General features: G+C 60.5%; 24 protein-coding genes, 1 tRNA gene and 1 pseudogene. 8 read left to right on the plus strand and 18 right to left on the minus strand.

What is annotated here, in order from left to right; translation table 11 throughout:
• Positions 1-14: 14 nt before the first annotated feature.
• A complete protein-coding gene (locus tag CQ14_RS06790; RefSeq protein ID WP_156434720.1) occupies positions 15-590 on the minus strand; it encodes a hypothetical protein in 576 nt (191 codons plus the stop codon).
• Positions 591-939: 349 nt separating this feature from the next.
• Between CQ14_RS06790 and CQ14_RS06795 the strand changes: the two genes are divergently transcribed.
• The 5 genes from CQ14_RS06795 to CQ14_RS06820 all read left to right on the plus strand — a co-directional run bounded on the left by CQ14_RS06795 (position 940) and on the right by CQ14_RS06820 (position 3,850).
• Positions 940-1,671: a DUF433 domain-containing protein gene (locus CQ14_RS06795; protein ID WP_057857140.1), complete on the plus strand. Its 732-nt coding sequence runs from the start codon at positions 940-942 to the stop codon at positions 1,669-1,671.
• On the plus strand, positions 1,668-2,063 hold the full coding sequence (locus CQ14_RS06800; protein WP_057857141.1) for a PIN-like domain-containing protein: 396 nt from the start codon (positions 1,668-1,670) through the stop codon (positions 2,061-2,063). The genes CQ14_RS06795 and CQ14_RS06800 overlap by 4 nt, the downstream gene beginning before the upstream one ends.
• A gap of 383 nt (positions 2,064-2,446) precedes the next feature.
• On the plus strand, positions 2,447-3,115 hold the full coding sequence (locus CQ14_RS06810; protein WP_156434721.1) for a DUF6680 family protein: 669 nt from the start codon (positions 2,447-2,449) through the stop codon (positions 3,113-3,115).
• A gap of 40 nt (positions 3,116-3,155) precedes the next feature.
• Positions 3,156-3,338, plus strand: coding sequence for a hypothetical protein (locus tag CQ14_RS06815; RefSeq protein ID WP_057857144.1), 183 nt, complete (start codon positions 3,156-3,158; stop codon positions 3,336-3,338).
• Positions 3,339-3,424: 86 nt separating this feature from the next.
• Positions 3,425-3,850, plus strand: a complete 426-nt coding sequence (locus CQ14_RS06820; RefSeq protein ID WP_057857145.1) for a hypothetical protein — start codon at positions 3,425-3,427, stop codon at positions 3,848-3,850.
• 90 nt (positions 3,851-3,940) lie between these two features.
• Here CQ14_RS06820 and CQ14_RS06825 read toward each other — a convergent pair whose 3' ends face one another.
• The 16 genes from CQ14_RS06825 to CQ14_RS06900 form a co-directional block, all read right to left on the minus strand.
• On the minus strand, positions 3,941-4,819 hold the full coding sequence (locus CQ14_RS06825; protein WP_057857146.1) for a hypothetical protein: 879 nt from the start codon (positions 4,817-4,819) through the stop codon (positions 3,941-3,943).
• Positions 4,820-4,955: 136 nt separating this feature from the next.
• On the minus strand, positions 4,956-5,171 hold the full coding sequence (locus CQ14_RS06830; protein WP_057857147.1) for a cold shock domain-containing protein: 216 nt from the start codon (positions 5,169-5,171) through the stop codon (positions 4,956-4,958).
• Positions 5,171-5,488: a hypothetical protein gene (locus CQ14_RS06835; RefSeq protein WP_057857148.1), complete on the minus strand. Its 318-nt coding sequence runs from the start codon at positions 5,486-5,488 to the stop codon at positions 5,171-5,173. Before CQ14_RS06835 ends, CQ14_RS06830 begins: the two co-directional genes overlap by 1 nt.
• A complete protein-coding gene (locus CQ14_RS06840; RefSeq protein WP_156434722.1) occupies positions 5,488-7,530 on the minus strand; it encodes a hypothetical protein in 2,043 nt (680 codons plus the stop codon). The genes CQ14_RS06835 and CQ14_RS06840 overlap by 1 nt, the downstream gene beginning before the upstream one ends.
• Positions 7,531-7,677: 147 nt before the next feature.
• Positions 7,678-7,956, minus strand: a complete 279-nt coding sequence (locus tag CQ14_RS06845) for a hypothetical protein (protein ID WP_057857150.1) — start codon at positions 7,954-7,956, stop codon at positions 7,678-7,680.
• Positions 7,957-8,154, minus strand: coding sequence for a hypothetical protein (locus CQ14_RS06850; protein WP_057857151.1), 198 nt, complete (start codon positions 8,152-8,154; stop codon positions 7,957-7,959).
• A gap of 157 nt (positions 8,155-8,311) precedes the next feature.
• The gene (locus tag CQ14_RS06855) at positions 8,312-8,590 is read right to left on the minus strand and encodes a hypothetical protein (RefSeq protein ID WP_057857152.1); all 279 of its coding nucleotides are present in this window, start codon (positions 8,588-8,590) and stop codon (positions 8,312-8,314) included.
• Positions 8,587-8,880 (minus strand): hypothetical protein, encoded by a 294-nt coding sequence (locus CQ14_RS06860; RefSeq protein WP_057857153.1) that lies wholly within the window; start codon positions 8,878-8,880, stop codon positions 8,587-8,589. Before CQ14_RS06860 ends, CQ14_RS06855 begins: the two co-directional genes overlap by 4 nt.
• Positions 8,867-9,400, minus strand: a complete 534-nt coding sequence (locus CQ14_RS06865) for a sigma-70 family RNA polymerase sigma factor (RefSeq protein WP_057857154.1) — start codon at positions 9,398-9,400, stop codon at positions 8,867-8,869. Before CQ14_RS06865 ends, CQ14_RS06860 begins: the two co-directional genes overlap by 14 nt.
• A gap of 24 nt (positions 9,401-9,424) precedes the next feature.
• On the minus strand, positions 9,425-9,799 hold the full coding sequence (locus tag CQ14_RS43335; RefSeq protein WP_156434723.1) for a hypothetical protein: 375 nt from the start codon (positions 9,797-9,799) through the stop codon (positions 9,425-9,427).
• A 137-nt stretch (positions 9,800-9,936) separates the two neighbouring features.
• Positions 9,937-10,860, minus strand: coding sequence for a hypothetical protein (locus CQ14_RS06875; protein WP_057857156.1), 924 nt, complete (start codon positions 10,858-10,860; stop codon positions 9,937-9,939).
• A gap of 46 nt (positions 10,861-10,906) precedes the next feature.
• Positions 10,907-11,296, minus strand: coding sequence for a hypothetical protein (locus tag CQ14_RS06880; protein WP_057857157.1), 390 nt, complete (start codon positions 11,294-11,296; stop codon positions 10,907-10,909).
• Between the two features lie 18 nt (positions 11,297-11,314).
• Positions 11,315-12,169 (minus strand): hypothetical protein, encoded by an 855-nt coding sequence (locus CQ14_RS06885; protein WP_057857158.1) that lies wholly within the window; start codon positions 12,167-12,169, stop codon positions 11,315-11,317.
• Positions 12,170-12,261: 92 nt separating this feature from the next.
• On the minus strand, positions 12,262-12,420 hold the full coding sequence (locus CQ14_RS06890; RefSeq protein ID WP_156434724.1) for a hypothetical protein: 159 nt from the start codon (positions 12,418-12,420) through the stop codon (positions 12,262-12,264).
• Between the two features lie 220 nt (positions 12,421-12,640).
• Positions 12,641-12,832, minus strand: coding sequence for a hypothetical protein (locus CQ14_RS06895; protein ID WP_057857160.1), 192 nt, complete (start codon positions 12,830-12,832; stop codon positions 12,641-12,643).
• Positions 12,829-13,032, minus strand: a complete 204-nt coding sequence (locus tag CQ14_RS06900) for a helix-turn-helix domain-containing protein (protein ID WP_082649748.1) — start codon at positions 13,030-13,032, stop codon at positions 12,829-12,831. Before CQ14_RS06900 ends, CQ14_RS06895 begins: the two co-directional genes overlap by 4 nt.
• A 111-nt stretch (positions 13,033-13,143) precedes the next feature.
• On the opposite strand from CQ14_RS06900, the gene CQ14_RS06905 reads away from it, so the two are divergent.
• The 3 genes from CQ14_RS06905 (at position 13,144) to CQ14_RS06915 (ending at position 14,977) form a co-directional block, all read left to right on the plus strand.
• Positions 13,144-13,677 (plus strand): hypothetical protein, encoded by a 534-nt coding sequence (locus tag CQ14_RS06905; protein ID WP_057857162.1) that lies wholly within the window; start codon positions 13,144-13,146, stop codon positions 13,675-13,677.
• Positions 13,674-14,840 (plus strand): tyrosine-type recombinase/integrase, encoded by a 1,167-nt coding sequence (locus CQ14_RS06910; RefSeq protein ID WP_057857163.1) that lies wholly within the window; start codon positions 13,674-13,676, stop codon positions 14,838-14,840. Before CQ14_RS06905 ends, CQ14_RS06910 begins: the two co-directional genes overlap by 4 nt.
• A gap of 62 nt (positions 14,841-14,902) precedes the next feature.
• Positions 14,903-14,977: transfer RNA gene (locus CQ14_RS06915), tRNA-Thr, on the plus strand.
• Between the two features lie 479 nt (positions 14,978-15,456).
• On the opposite strand, the pseudogene CQ14_RS43340 reads toward CQ14_RS06915, so the two are convergent.
• Positions 15,457-15,778 (minus strand): annotated as a pseudogene (locus CQ14_RS43340) (porin); the annotation flags it as partial.

A 15,778-nucleotide genomic window follows, 5' to 3' on the forward strand; every position in this document is an offset into this window, starting at 1 on the left:
CTCATTCTTATCCATCAGACTGCCCCCTCCTGCCAGAATTGCGGGAGCGCGGCGGAAATGTTCTTCAGCAGAAAGTGCTGCCAAGGGCGATTTTTGCCCTCGCTGCTCAGCAGGTCATCCGGCCACATGAATCCGTCGACATCGCTGGTTATGGCATGGTCGACAAGGGCGCAAAGGCCGGCCATTGTGGTGGGCACGAGATTCAGGAGTTCGATCGCAGCGGCGTCGGCCGCGGCAGTTGTTCGCATTATCTCTCGCTCGCCCTGAATCCAGCGCGGGTCGTCCGTCTCCACGATCTCCTCGCACCAAGAGGTGATCTGGGACTGACATTGTCCGTGTGGGAGCTGTTCCTCGAGCCTGCACTGACGGTCGACGCACGCGAGCCAAGTGGCAAGCGCTGCCTTGTGCCTTTCAATGGCCTCCAGGATCGGATCAAGGGCCTGCACAGCGCCCGCCGCCATTGCGGACACGGAGAGAGCCGCTGCAAAGGCGGTGCCTCCAGCGGTCACTGATGCGGCTTGGGAGAGGAAACGCCGGCGCGTCGAAACGGCTGGCATGGATGTGCTATTCTCAGAATCAACCTGAGCCATGATCTTACCTCATAGTTTGGGCCAGGCCTGTCGGGGTGTTCGTAGCACCGCGGCGGGCCGCTTGTTTTTCAAGCTTGAAAAGTGTATTGCTGAAACATGAAAAAAGCAACACCAAAGACGCACGGCGGAAAACGGCCCGGATCGGGACGTAAGCCTACCGGCGTTGACCCATCTAGGACGTTCCGCCTATCGGACGAATTTATTGCCAGCGTTGACGCATGGGCTGCGCGGCAGGATGACCAGCCAGGGCGTTCTGAAGCCATCCGTCGCCTCGTCGAGACCGGGCTGAAGGTCAAGGCGAACAAATGACCGACTTTCCCGCGCCCGAATCCGGCGGTATTGGTGCCCCATGCTGAAGAACGTCCCAGCGGAACCTGATGCCATGGGCAAGGGCACCTACAGCGCCGTTGAGGGCGTCAGGTTGCTCAATTTCAATCGGCCCGGATTGGCGCCGGCGCGACGCGTCTCGCGCAACACCGTGGCTCGATGGCTGCGCGGCTATTCCCACGGCGAGGACAACACTCGTCATTCGGAGCCGCTCTGGAGGCCAGATTATCAGAATGAGGATGATCAGATCGAGCTCAGCTTCCGGGACCTGATCGAACTTCGTTTTGTGAAGACGTTCCGTGACCTCGGCATTGGGTTGCCGACGATCCGCGATTGCTACCGACGCGCCGTCGAGGAAGTCCGCGACGATCGCCCGTTCTCTACTCAGCGTTTCCGCACCGACGGCAAGACGATCTTTTTGGAGATTACCGAGAAGGATCACGACGGGCGAATGATTGATCTGAAGAGGCGGCAGCAAGTCTTTCGGACCATGATCGAGCCGAGCCTCCGCGATCTTGAATTTGACGCTTCCACGGTGTCCAGATGGTATCCGCTCGGCATGCGGCAACGGTCCGTTGTCGTAGATCCCTCAAGATCATTCGGGCGCCCGATCGTTCGGCAGGGTGTGCCGACCGAAATCCTGGCAGAGGCGGTCAAGATCGACGGCTCAATAGAGGCGGTGGCACGTTTATACGAAGTGCCTAAAGCGGAGATTCGATCCGCGCTCGCATTTGAGGAACAGCTCGCAGCGTGAAGCTGCTCGTCGACCATAACCTCAGTCCCGCGATCGCACGCGCTCTTCAACCGTTATACCCTGATCATACGTTCCAAGCCCTGAAGGACAGGTTTCCTCCCGATACCTCAGATGTCGACTGGATGACCGAGCTTGACCGCGAAAGTGGGTGGGCAGTTTTAACCAAGGACCTACGGATTCAGTCTCGACCGCATGAACGTCTCGCACTCGATCGATCCAAAATCGTTTTCTTCTTCTTAGAGGGAGCGTGGCGCAAATACTCCGTCCCCGAGGCGGCGGCGCGACTGATTAGACTCGTTCCCTTGATGGCGAAGACAGTAGACATCGCTGATCGCGGCCGGTTTGCACTGCCGATTAATGCCGGTTCAAAGCTGCGGCCTCATCGCGACTAAACCGACCCGACGCTATGAGCGGCGTCTGCGGCGGGGCTAGGTGGGTATCTGTCGTTCGCCTAGAGAACTATAGATATGCGGACTCGGTGGGGATGTGTTCAGAGCTTTTCAGCCGCGAAGACGTCAGGAAGCGCGTCGAGCGCGAACTATGTCTCGAGAACAGCCAGACGCGGACACATTGGTTCTGGCACATCCTTTACGGCACTAAGATCCTTTAGGCTCACCATCCCCAGAAGGGGCCCGGCTCACGCCGGCGCGATTTTTGCGCTTGGGGGCGACGACCCGGCCGCCTATGAATATCCGGGAACAAGCGGGCATTTGGCCTCCGCCTCCCGCTAAACGTGCCATCTTGGCAGCACTGCGAATCGCGAGAGGGGTTAGAGATGTCCGTCGAGTGGTGGGTCGTCCTTGCGACGCTGGCCGGGCCGGTGATCGCTGTTCAAACACAGAAATTTATTGAGAGAGCTTCCGATCGGTCGCGAAGGCGACAATGGATTTTTACGGCTCTAATGTCCAACCGCGCCACTCGGCAACACGATGACTACGTCAAAGCCTTAAACCTGATCGACCTGGAATTTTCACCTGGCAGATTTGGCGGGGCGGCAGACAAGCGGGTGATCGATGCATGGCGCGAACTGTTTGGTGAACTAAATCACGGCATTCCAGACGACGACGAGGACATGGCCCGGCTCCGAGCATGGAATCAGCGGTGCGACGATCGACTGGTTACTTTGCTTTCGGCAATGTCGAAGGCGCTTGGTTACAAATTTTCCAATGAAGAACTTCGACGGGGCATCTATTATCCGCGCGGGCGTGTCGAGCTGGAGCAATCATATATCGCGTTTATGCATGGCATAGGCCGCATTCTCAGAGGGCACGATGCGATCCCAATGAAAATTACGGAAATTCCCGGTTCTGGAGAGACGGCAGCGCTTCAAAAAACACTGAATGAGAAGATGATCAGTGCTTATGATGCGGATGGATCATTCAAGGTTAAGGTGCAGCCGCAGGATCCGGTCGCATCGAAGCGGTCATCGCGGCCCGCGTCCTAGCGTGCGCCACCCTCGCCCCCGCTTTTAAGGACATTGGACAATGATTGAGCGCTTGGGGAACGTTTTCTATTGGACCGGCTGCGCCATCGCGGCACTCTTCGGCTTCTTCGTGCTCGAGGGCCTCATCATGCACGGAGAATTGATCCCCGGCGCCGCGGTCGCCGCTGTGTTCGCGTGGTTGGTTGGTCGAGCCTTCAGGTACGTGCTAGCCGGCCGGTTCTAGCCGACGGACACGCCCACGCGCCAGCGCTGGCCCGGAAATGGCTGTCTGCTAGGGGTCGGCTCTCAACTTAGGAGGGGAAGGGATCTATGATAAAACTGTTGTGCGCCGTTTTTTTTGCTTGCGTCAGCACCGCGGCTGCTCAGGACATCCAAAAAATTAAGGACGCCGCCAACAATTTCTCCCATGAAAATCTGATCTGCGGAGCCTACTACTTGTTTGTGGCTCAGTGTATCCAAAACAAGAACCCAAACGATCCGCTTGCGGCTCAGTATACGACCGGAGCGCAAACATTCATGAAAAGAGGCATCGAAACGGGGAAACTAGCCGACGTTTCTGATAAGGCGATCAGCGCGAAAGTTGAAATCGCCGTCGAGGAGATGAAGACGGATACCGAGAATAATTGCGTAAATATTTCGGTACTCTACAAAAAACACGCCCATCAGTGCAAATCGACATACGAAAATGGCCCGGCCGCCTTCTCCGATCGGCTGACTAAAATGGGCGTCAAGTGAGCGTCCGTCGCCTGTGGTTCGGTAGCCCGAAACATTGGGGCAAGTGCCCACCCTAAAGTTGAGACGCCCGTGCGCTGCCGCAGGAAATGGCTATCTGCGTTTCTTCCTCGGTGACCCTGCCGCTGCAACCGCCTTCGCCGTCACATTCTCGCCGGCCAGGATCCGGCCCTCCAACTTCCGGCGCGCCGCGTCCGACAGCGTTGTGCTCGAGAGCCCGACGAGAACGCGCCAGTTGCGCACCTTCGCGGTGATGTCGGACCGGTCTCCATAGAGTCGGGCAACGCGGATCAACTCGGCAGCCTCGTGCCGGTCGCGTAAATCAAACTGGTCTACGGCATGCGAGAAAGCCCTGTTGCGCGGTGTGACATCCCGCAGCGCCGCCAGCTTGCGGCCGAGCTCGATGTTTCGCTCCACGGTCTTCCGGTTCGCCGACGCTAGCGTCTTCCTGGAGGCCTCGGCCTGCTCTTTCTTGCTCGGCACCTTCACCGGTTCGGGCTGCGGCGGTGTCAGAAGCCTCCGCACCTTGTTGCGGATTATCCGGTTGAGAGCGCTGTGGGCCTCAGAGAGGTAGAAATATTCCAGCCGCCTCATGTCCTCCCAGATGCGGGTGAGCTTAATTTCATCGAAGGCCTCTACCAGCTTGAGCCCGCTGGCAGCGAACTCATCGCCGCACACATCCAGGACCGCGCCGACAAACGGCTCGCGGAATGCGTCCGCATTGTCCTCCGATTCGAGGATACAGCGGCATGCGAGAATTACCCGTCCGCGGCCATCTACACCGAACCGCCGTCCGCGCCAGATTGTGCGTTGGAATGCGTTCATCACCTCGGCATCGGCCGTCGGCGCGTCGAGAGCGACGAGGATTTCGCGGACCTCGCTCGCGAGTTCGTCGGTGTGCCACTGGTGCTTGATGGGTTCGAAGGCGGCGGGGGCGACGTCATCATCCGCACAGTGATCCTCGTCGTACACACGTCCTCCGTCGTCCTAAACAACGTGCAGCCCGGCCGCGCGTTCATCCGGCGTCGACCGAGCTGCGGAGCGTCGCGCACCAAGGCGCGGCACTCAAATCATTCATCCAATCTATGTATGGCCTGCAACGTTGCAATCACTCGAGAGAACGCTCGGCGCGGAGGTTGCCAGCTCGAACCCGCCCGTGACGCGTGGTCTGCAAGTCGAAAGCCAGCCGCATGCCTTGCTCCGGCACGATGCCAGCCACCTCGAACGTCGACGCGTGCACGAATACGTCTGCGCCGGTGTCATCGCACTTGATGAAGCCAAAGCCTCGCATAGGGCAGAAAAATTTCAACGTGCCACCGCGCATCATTGTCTCTCACTCACGTTGCCCAACCGCGACACCTCGGCCATCATCTGAATGTCATCTAACAACCGATCGAAACGCTCTTCTAGCTCCAGGGCGATAACCTCATCGCTGGCGCTCGCGTGCGCGCAATTGCGGAGTTCGTGGAACAGTCGCCGGCGGAGGTTTTCAGGGATCGCACCCGCAACAAACGCGGTCGCTGTGGAGAACAGAGTCTCGCTCGCGACTTGCCGAACGGCTACACGGCCGAGGCGATACTCAAGCTCCTCCACGCGAGCGGCGAGCGCATCGAGGCGGGATCGTCGACGGCGCCACCACATCAATGATGTCCGCCGCTGGGGTGCGAGGGCGCAGCGGCATCCGGGCTCGACTTGCCGTTCGAGCCGGGCCCATTCATCTGCCCGCGGAGACTGATGACCATGCCCTTGATCTCGTTCATCTTGGCTTCGAAATAGGGAGAGGCTTCGATTTTAATCGTCTGATCGAGATGTGCCTCGCCGCTCACCGTGCCATTCACGGAGATGGCGCCGCCGCCGGCCGTCGTTCCGTGTGTCATCGTTGCGGTGACTTCCGGTGCTGGAAATGTCGGCGCCGCTATAAAGCGGCCGCCGCCGAGCCTTGCCGCGCCGCTAGTGCGGTAGCCGGTCGCTGGGACGTAAGTTGAATTTTCCCCTGGCTCACCTGTGTACGGCACGGCCGACGCTGAAGTCGGCCACGTCGACGATTGATTGCGCGGCCCGCCCATTCGCGTGCTTTGGTTCTCACCCTTGGGCAACAGCCCCAGCGGGTCCATGAGAGCCTTCTTCGCCCGCTCGAATGCCGAGTTGATCCGCTCGGCCATCGCTGAAAAGTCTTCGAACATCCGCGTGATGTCTTCCACGTTGTTGCGGATGCCCTGCCCCAGCGCTACACCAGCGCCGCTGTCGCCCAGTTTTTGGATGGCGGTCATGATCGAGTTCAACGCGCCGATCGACGCCTTCGCAGTATCTGCGGAGGTCGCCAGGTTGGTGAGCTGCTTGCTCACACCCTCCAATGCAGTTCCGACGTCCCGCTGGTGCTGTTGACCTGCGCCCTCCAGGCCCTTGGCCAGCGCGTATTGCTGTGCCTTCCTCCACCGCATTTCGCGCTGGGATACTAAGTTCGTGATGACATCCGCGCCGGTGCGGTTCGAGATCGCCTTTGTCGCGAACTCGCCAACCGCCGCGGTGTCGTCGAGATTGACACCCGCCTTCTGCATGCGCGGGATGAGTGTCTCGTCGACCCACTTATCGAGATCGTGCGTGAACGCCTCCTGGCCAACGAGCCGGCCGTCCTTCTCGCGGAGGCCGTGCTTCCTTTGAAACTCGAGGGCTGCCTTTTTCTGAGTACCCCCGATGAGTCCGGAGTACAAACTCTGGATGCCCGTGCCGGCCTGTCCCGGACCCATGTCGACTGCAAGCCCGGGCAACACGGAAGCCATAAACCTATCGCTTTGCCCTTTCAGAGCGCTGCGCCCGAAGCGGATCGCGGTCCGCATGTCTTGTGCTGTAAAGTCAGCCCCGCCCTCAACCTGCGAGGCGCGCGCTTGTGCGTCGAGCCAACTGCGAATGCGGTCCGGCGTGGTGATGCCGCGAGCATCTGCGCCCTGTAAGGCCTTGCGGACCTGTTCTGCGGTCTGCTCGCCCCACATCGGCTTTCCGACGGTCATAAATTCGGCGACCGCTTGCGCCGCCTGGATTCCGGCCCGCTGGTCGCCCAACTGCATTACAGCTTCGCGCGTGGCTGCGCGCAGTTCGGTCTGCGAAACCGACGGGAACGCCTTTGATTGCTTCTCCGCCTCGGCCGCGATTTCGTCGGACTGTGCTTGCGTCAGCCCAACCTGGCGCTGCCGTTCGGTCTCGCTGGAGCCTTCCCGAGATTTGTCGAAGATGTAGCGCGCCCCGCGATAACCCGCATAGCCGCCGCCCAACCACCCGGCTGCGCTTCGGACCACGGGCATTATCTTGGCCGATGCGCTGGCAAACCTTGCCTGCGCCGCGGTAGCGGCATCGGCCTCTATTTTCACCGCGCGCCAATGCGCGACCGTCTTACTCTTCCAGTCGTCCATCGCGCGAAAATAAGCCGACGCCCTCACGGGGCCGCCGCTCTTCAATTGCGCATCGAAGAGATGCATCTCTCGCCGGACTTTTTGCAGGTCTTTTTCGGCAAGGCCAAGCCGCTTGAGCTCGTCCATCAAATTGCCAGTGAACTTGAGGGGCTTGATGGACTCCACCGCCTTGGCGGTCTTTTCCAAATGTTTGAATTTGGAGGCGATCTTGTCGAGCGTGTTCCCGGTGGAATCAGTTGCGCTCACAATTGCGCGGGCTTCGATCACCTTGCTCAAGATCAATTCCTTCTGCGTTCTGCGCTGCCCCTCCAAACCGCGCTCAAATGGTTAAGATAGGGGGCGCCGCCCGGCCAACCTGGGGCGGAGTACTACCCTCGGGCCGGCGGGCGGCGCGACGTTAGGCGTGCGTCGCTGCACGCACGCCTAACGCGATTGATTTTGCCTGTTCAGATCCGCGATGACCTCTGCCCAGGACTGGTCGATTTTCTGCTTTGCGGCATCATTCCGCAAACGCTGCGTTGGGGCGGCGTTCCTTTCAGCATTGAGGAATTCGAGGACCGACATGCCATCGGCATAGTTGGCAGGCACTGGGATTCCGGCCTTTGCGGAGAGGCTGAAGTGCTCAGAGATGCGGCTGAAGTCGTTCCGGCAATACTGGCACTCGCGGTACGAGGCTGAAAGATCGTGTTCGTGTTCGGTCATTTAGGCGGCATCCTCGTGGGATAGAACGGCGGCTGCGCCGTCGTCGGGGGTCAATTCGCGTGCCTCGGCAACATCCTGGAGCAACGCATGCATGATCGATTTCGCCGCCGCGATGTCCGTCCGGATGCGCCTGGCAAGTTCGGTCTCGACAGTCGCGAGATCGCTGCAGGCGCGGTCTGATGCATTGCGGTTAGACATTCTTGAACCTCATTTCCTAAAAAAACGGGCGGTCGACGCACCGCCCGAGTTCAAACCAGCAAGAGGGCCGGCAGGCTGTCTTACGACCTGCCGACACCCGGTCATAATCCCACGCGAGTGCATGCATCGCTACAAAGCAAACGCGCACAAACGCGCATCAGAGCAGTCTGCCGCGCATCAATCGATAGATGTGCTCGTCGACGAGCCAGCGCCCATTCACCTTCAGACCGAAGCCGCCACGGTCGACCGGATTCGCTTCACAATCCCTTCTGATTTGCGACTCGCTTCGGCCATCGATGCCGGTGGCTTGCGATGGCGCGATGTAGCGGGCCGGCCTCTGGGCAATCAGCCGGGCGAGGGTTTGCTCGGCCGCATCTATGACTGCCCGCAACGAAACGATGGCCGCGTCGATTTCGGCGATTTCGGAGTTAGTCATCGGGGCCTCAACACATCCGCAGCGATCTGCGCCGCGTCCAAATCGTTATTGTCGTCAATTTCCATCATGCGCAGCCGCATGGCCTCAAGGTGCTCGTCCTCGACCTGCAGTATCTTGGCGTGGCTGACGGGGTCTGCGTGTAGGAGCCAAAAGGTTGTGACCTTCCTGATAAGCAGCCCGGCGCGCGCGACGTCCTCAATAGTCGCCCCGTCCGCAAGCGCGCGGTCAATGGCGACGTCACGAGGAGCGCGGATAATCGCCAGCGCCTCGGGGAGGCTAATCTTCGTCATCGGAGCCCCCATCGTCGACGATCGGCCGCCCGGCTTTGGCGTCGGCAGCCACCGCGTCGAGCGACGCCTTGAATCTCAAGATGGCCGCGGTGAGGTGCGACTGGATGATCTCACGCAATCCAAGATCCCGCGTGCTGGCGGCCGCGACGCCGGCCAGCTCGCCGCAAAACTTCGAGGCGATCATGCCGACCGCGTAATTCACGTCTTCGAGCGAAATCAGCTCGCTCCGTTCCTTGGCGTTCCGCGTCTCAATCTCGATCGCCTTGGCCGCCCGTATTCTGGCCGTGCCATCGTCGACTTTGATCGATCGGATGTAGGCCGGCACCGCTTGCCATGGGCTCAACCTCCCGTTCGCCGTCTGGAACACTCCCTGTTGGATAAGCTGCGAAACACGCTGTTGAGTCACGCCGAGCAGGGTCGCGATCTCGGTTTGCGACATGCCCGCGGGCTTCGCGGGCTCGGGCTCGGCAGCCTTGGCCTTGGCGGTATTCTTTGGGGTGGGCTTGCGTTTCACGGGCATGGGGGTCCTTCATGAGGATTAAAGTCACAAACAAGTGAATTTTTGCGAGCCGAAATACGCTGAATTGGTGGGCGCCTCGCGCGCGCATGGCTCATCTATCGCGAAAGGTACCTTGAAAAAATCGCGCGAATTTGCCCGATTGCTGCCCTTGCCGTGGCCCGTGGTGCGCTGGCTGCGGCTGGAGGCGGAAGACAGCGGCAAGCGACAGAAGGCGCATGGGTGCCGATCATAGAGGGGCGATTGCTGGTGATCCGGCGGCGCGTGGATGCGGCTTCGCCCGATGGCGCTATGGTGCGGCGGGCCTGCTTGCAGGGCCATGGACGGGCGCAGGCGGCGGGCTGCTGCGCCTATCAGCGCTGGGTGTAGCAGGTGGCGTGCGTGCGTGTTGACGATCATCATCACAGTCTCGCGACACGAAAGTTAGTGCGCGGCCTTGCGCCCCTTGAACGGCGAAAAAGACTTTCACGCGAGGCCCGCAGGGGGCTTCCCGATGTTCGACTGGCCGCATCGCCGTCAATGTCGCCGCGCGTGATCAGTTATCTCGCTTCAGGTGCGGGGCAGTGGTCGGCCAACCCCAGTACAGCCCGGGGGTCGCAATCTTCGCGCGGTAGCACGCCGGCTAGCGTTGCGAACCTGGCCTCATCCCGCGCGCTTGCGAGAATGTCGGCGTCGATCTGGGCCACCTTGGCCTTGCGCTGCTCCGGCGATAGTGCCGCGGCGTCATCTGAAGCGGCGTCTATTTCACGGCCGATCGCAGTCTGGAACTCCTTCGGGAAAAGCCACGCGAGCGTTCCGATAGGGTCAATGCCGAACACATGCACCGGCTGTTGCGCGCCGTACTGTTCCGTCGCCATCCGGATCGTCGGAAACTCGATCTGCCCGCCCTGTTCGATCAGGGCGAAGACGTCAGGCGCCGCCGCCTCGGCACGCGCCTTCAGCTCCGCCAAGGCGATCTGCTTCACCAGCGCGGAAGGTAGCGGAGCGCTCAAAACTTCTGTGCGATCCGCTTGCAGCGCCCGACTACGGCGCCCGGCGCGCTCCAGTGCATCGATTGCAGTCTCGCCATCCTGGAGGCGCGGGGCGGCGCCTTCGTACAAAACGAGTCTGGCGGCATTCGCGCTGATGTAGTTTTCCAGGGACGCGAGCAGCCGCGATGCCGCCTCATACCCGGGCTGGATTTCCGCGGTGCGCTTGTCGCATCTCCGTACGATCGCGCCTTGATGGGCGATCACTTCGAGCAACTGCGACAGAGGGGGTTCCGCTTCATTGAGGAACCCTGACGAGTGGCGCTTTATCTCGGCCATGCGCGCTTCCGCGCTCGCTTTCGCGACCCAAGCCTCTGTCCGATCCCTGGAAATTGAGACTAGCGCGGCGCGCTTGTCTCCAGCGACGTCGCGCAAATCTTGAATCCGGTCACGGGCGGCTTCCGGAACGTTCGGCAGATTGAGTATGTCGGTCATGTCTCATCTCTCGTTGATATGCACCACACATGACGCGTCGCGTTGGTCACTTCAAACGCCCAACAATTTTTCGGACTCTGTCGGCACTTAGCGGACGCGGCGATTGCTGCATGATCGCCCACAATGCGCCGTGGAGATTGCCGGCGATTCGCGGGGGGCAACTGTCGCAAACTCGGTCGCGCAGCCAGCCTGTGACAGCGTAACGGCGCCATTGGGTGGCGATCTCGTGGGCCGCGTCGTGGTCGGTGCGGTCCGCGTAGAAACGGTGCCGGGCTTCCACAATCAGCCGGTCGCGCTCCTCGTTTCGTGCCGCCGGCAGCGTCAGCGCCTGGCGCAACGCCGCGGCGACTGCGGCGCGCTGCGAGGATGTCAGCTCGGCGCCGGCCTCTAGTTCGTCGGCAAGACGCTCGAGGTGATCTGGCGCGTCCTCAGTCACAAATCGAGTCTCGCGCCGTCATGCCGCGACCTCCCTGCATGACGTCGTCGGGTTGGGATGTGACGCTGCCTTAGCTTTCTTCCTTACTTCCCCTTCGCCAGAATCCTTTACACCGGTCTCTCGGAAGAGAGCGTCGCCCACAGGGCGGCGCTTAGGCCGTAAGGCCCGCGCAGCGCGCGTCTCGTCTGCACCGCCGGTGCCAGTGAGACAAGTCCGTCGCTCGTGGATAGAAGAAGGGTGAGGCGATGCACTTGTCTCAAGTGGTATGCCTGCCTCGCTCGCCTTCTTTCGACGGCGCATAAAGGTGGCCCGGCTAATGCCGAGTTGCTCCCATGGCCTTGCCCTTGAGAGGCTCTGCGCCTCATAGACCGCCCGCGGCAATGCGCCATTGGCCAGACGCTTCTCTGCCGCGCGCAGCCGGTCGCGTTCGCGCTTGCGGTCCTTGGCGAGCCGCTGCCGTCCAGCCCGGTTAATGTCATAGCTGCCAATGGTCTTAAGCTTCAGCCGGCGGCGCTCGGCGTAGGTGAGGCGCAATGCGGCGCCCAGGTCATCGTCGCGATCAAATCTCGGATTGTCGAGCGCTTCGTCGACCACGCCGGCGATTTGGCCGGCCGTGATGTTGGGCGCCCACCTGCCGCACCAGAGAGCGAGCCGGTCCGAGATTTCCGGGGCCGTCGCCGCTGGGCCTTTGTCGCGCAGGATCTTTATGAAACAGCGCGCGACCGGAACGAGATAGACGTCAGCATCGTCCGTGTCCGGCAGCGTTCCATGGCGGTGCTTGATGAGCCGCTCGATCTCGCGCAGCCTGTGACCGGCGCGACTGTATAGGCGCTGGTTAGGTTGACGCTTGAATTTCGAGGTAGTTGCTGGCATATGTTCGGCACTCAAAGTTGCTTGTCATTTATCCCCTCCAGGATTTTGACGGTGATTGCGCCCTCGGATGGCACCCGGGGGCGTCGTCGTTTTTAGGCTCGTTCCTCGTGAGCCATCTCGTCGAGATCGCCCGCCCAGGCCCGTAGCCGCTCGGAAATTTCGGCCGCAGAAAGACCCTTCCGTCCGAGGTTGTCGAGCAGACGGCCTATGGCCATGTCCATGTCGGCGTGACGGGCGCCGAGCCTGCGCATTTCTCTGACGTCCTCTGCTCTCGCGTGCAGCGGATAAGCGCCGCCTTGGTGCGGCAGTAGCTGCGAGCCCGCCAATCGTCCCTACGTGGCATTTCTGGCGAGCCACGGCGCTGCAAGATCCACTGCACCCGGTCGCGACATGCGACGACCCGCCAATCCGGGTTGAGCTGGGCGACAAAGCCGGAGTAGTCGTCGGCCGTCTCCCGGTTTGCGCGCGCTGTCATGCCGCGCTCCCTTGAGCGGAATCATCGGCCTTGACCTTCACGATGCGCCAGCCGCGCTGGAGCAACAACTCGAACACGCAGCGCGCCTCCATAGTGGACAGCGCACACAACGTCGTGACGGCCTGGATCTGGCGGACGATCTCGTCTAGCTCGGGGCCGGGAGAGGCGATGCTCTTGGGCTCGCTCATTTGCCGGCCGCATCCGGTCCAACACCGGCTTGCTCCAGCATCCTATGAAACGCCGCCTTCGGAACCCGGATCAGCTTGCCGATGCGGATTGTGGGCAGCTCGCCCCGTTCGGCGGCTTTGTAGGCGTTGTTGCGGGTCAAGCCGAGCATAGCCCCGGCCTCGGGAACCGAATAGACCAACCGACTATCGGCTTCTGTCATCAACGTTTTCTCCTTCTCCAAGGTTTGCAATGCACCAAATTTACGATGTTCCCCCTTTGTATTCAATAGTAATGATGGACACTACTATATCCGTCTGGTAACGTTTTCGGCATGGCAAGCCTGAAATCATTTCTCCCTCATCTGGCCAAACTGCTCGGCACCACGGCCAATACGCTCTACACGCGACAGCAAGCGCTCGTGGAGCTGGGTGTGCTTAAAGCCGTTCCTGGGCGCGGCCCCGGCAGCGGCACGCCACTTGATGGAAGCGGCGTTGCCGCGCTGGTCATCGCCTTGCTTGCGGCAGACACCTTGCAGGACACAGACGATCGAGTGCGCGCCTTCTGCCTCGCAACGCCGAAGGATGCGGACAGATGCCCGTGGACCGGCGCGGCTAATCTGCAGGAGGCATTGGCCGCCGTGCTGACGTCCGAGCAGATGGCAGCAGACCTGACATTCGTCTCGGTCTATCGAAACAAGCGCGCTGCTGGACTCGGTTGGCGCCCTTTCGGCCGACACAACAGGTCGGACTTTGTTGTATCGTCGGCACCGCCGCGCTCGGCAATTTCGATCATCGCTGGCATTGATTCCGATACCCTCAGAAAGCTGGCCGCTATGCTTCAGGCAGAAATGGCAGGGTCAAAATGAAGCGATCACACGGCGACGGCAGCATTCAGAAGCGCGGTGAAAATTCTTGGCGGCTGCGCTATTACGTCGGCGACGTCAGGCACTCCCTCACCTTCCGCGGCACGCGAAAAGAAGCGGCAGACAAACTTCGCAGTCTGCTGGCGGATGCGGGCAAAGGCGTGCACGTCGCCCCCGACAAGAGGACATTGTCGCAATGGGCCGACGATTGGATTGCGCTCAAGACGGCAGAACGCCAGCACAAGACGGTGGCGCGCTATGAGGACTTGCTAAAGAAGCATGTGCTGCCGAGGTTGGGCGAGCGGCCGCTGCAGCAGATAAAGCCGATCGAAATCCAGAAGCTATATGCCGAGATGACTGCGCTGGCGCCTCGCACCCGACATCACGTCGCGACGGTGCTCAAGGCTTGCCTGCAGGCGGCCGTTGATATCGGCAAGCTGCTTCAGGTTAGCCCGGCAGCCGCGATCAAGAAGCCCTCGGCCGGCGAGTCCGACATCGGCCAGGCACTCGAGCAAGAGAAGATCACGACATTGGTTGATGGCTTTCGCGGGTCCACGCTTTTTGATTTTGCATTCTTGATGGCGTTCACCGGCATGCGCCGCGGTGAAGCACTGGCGCTGCGCTGGTCCAACTTCAATCCGACCGCAAAGACGCTGCGCGTTGAGAGCGCCCTGGAATACACAAAGAAGCACGGGCTTCAGTTCAAGGAACCGAAGTCGGAGCGTGGCAAGCGCACGATCGTACTCGACGACACTCTCGTCGCGCTACTGCTCACGATGCGGGCGCGCCATCAGCGGTTGGTCGCTGGTGCACCCGATGGCGTAGATGTTGACTTGAGCCTTGTCCGCATCCCGGATGACTGGCTGATGTTCCCAACCCCGGACGGCCAGCCGAACGAGCCACGGCATCCCGACAGCATCACCAAGCAATTCACCAAGCGCGCAAAGAAGATCCTCGGCTTTTCAATTCGCCTTCACGATCTCCGGGTATCGCATGGAACTTGGCTGCTCGATCAGGGAACACCGGTGCACGTCGTGGCAAAAAGGCTGGGCCATGACCCTAGCGTGCTGCTCAAGGTCTACGCTAAGAGGACATCGTCGAGCGATGAATCGGCAGCCGAAAAGATCGGTCGGATGACAAGTGGCCTCAGCATTGGGCCAACTTAGGGCCAAGGTTGCCAAAACGTTCGATCCGATCTATCGACAAGTGATTGATTGATCAGAGTTTCGCCGGCTTAGCTCAGCGGTAGAGCAGCGGTTTTGTAAACCGAAGGTCGGGGGTTCAATCCCCTCAGCCGGCACCACGACCCAAGTCTCAAGGCACGCAGCACTACGCTTTTTTGTGCCCACTTCCGACAGCACAGCTTTTCTTGCCGGGAAGAAGGCCTCACTCGCGTGGCATGTTCCGAATCATGGAATGCACGTGCCCTGAAAAGTAAAAACCTCCGGCAGGGCATTGCCGGAGGTTTTGGAGGTTTATCATGAAGGAGTTATGCGCCCCTTCAGGATCAACAGGCAGCCAGCTAGCAACCGACTACTTGAGACCATAATAGATTAGATAATTACATGAGTAAATCACGTTTTTCCATTTTTTATCGTTTCCAGACTTTTTCTGGCAGCCCGCCGAGCTCCTTCCCCCCGTCTACGCATCAACTGATGCCGGGCCGGCACTTGCGAAGATGAGCATCATACAAAGAAAAACTCCCGGCAGTTGCCTGCCGGGAGTTCTCCGAGTGTTTCAAGTCTTTCGGGATCAGAAGTTACGCTGAGCGCGAACGTNNNNTTGAACTCGTACAGAGCGGTCGGCTTCGGAGCAGACGGCGTGAACGTCGAGCTGCCAGCCATCTTCTGGTCGAGGAAGAATGCGCCGACTTCAGCCGAGAACGTCAGGTTCTTGACGGGAGTCCAGCGGGTGACCACACCCACCTGAGCGATGTTGAAGTCCGGGTTGCAGCTGTAGGTACCCGTACCAGCAACACCGGTCTGACCGGCGTGAGTTGCCGCGAAGGCTGCGCAGTAGACGCCCTTGGCGGACGCGATGCCAGCCAGGTTGTCGTTGGCACCACCGTCATAACGGACGGCGGCGTAGCTGCCCCAGAGGCTGG

Origin of the sequence: Bradyrhizobium lablabi, assembly GCF_001440475.1 — a bacterium.
GTDB lineage: Bacteria > Pseudomonadota > Alphaproteobacteria > Rhizobiales > Xanthobacteraceae > Bradyrhizobium > Bradyrhizobium lablabi.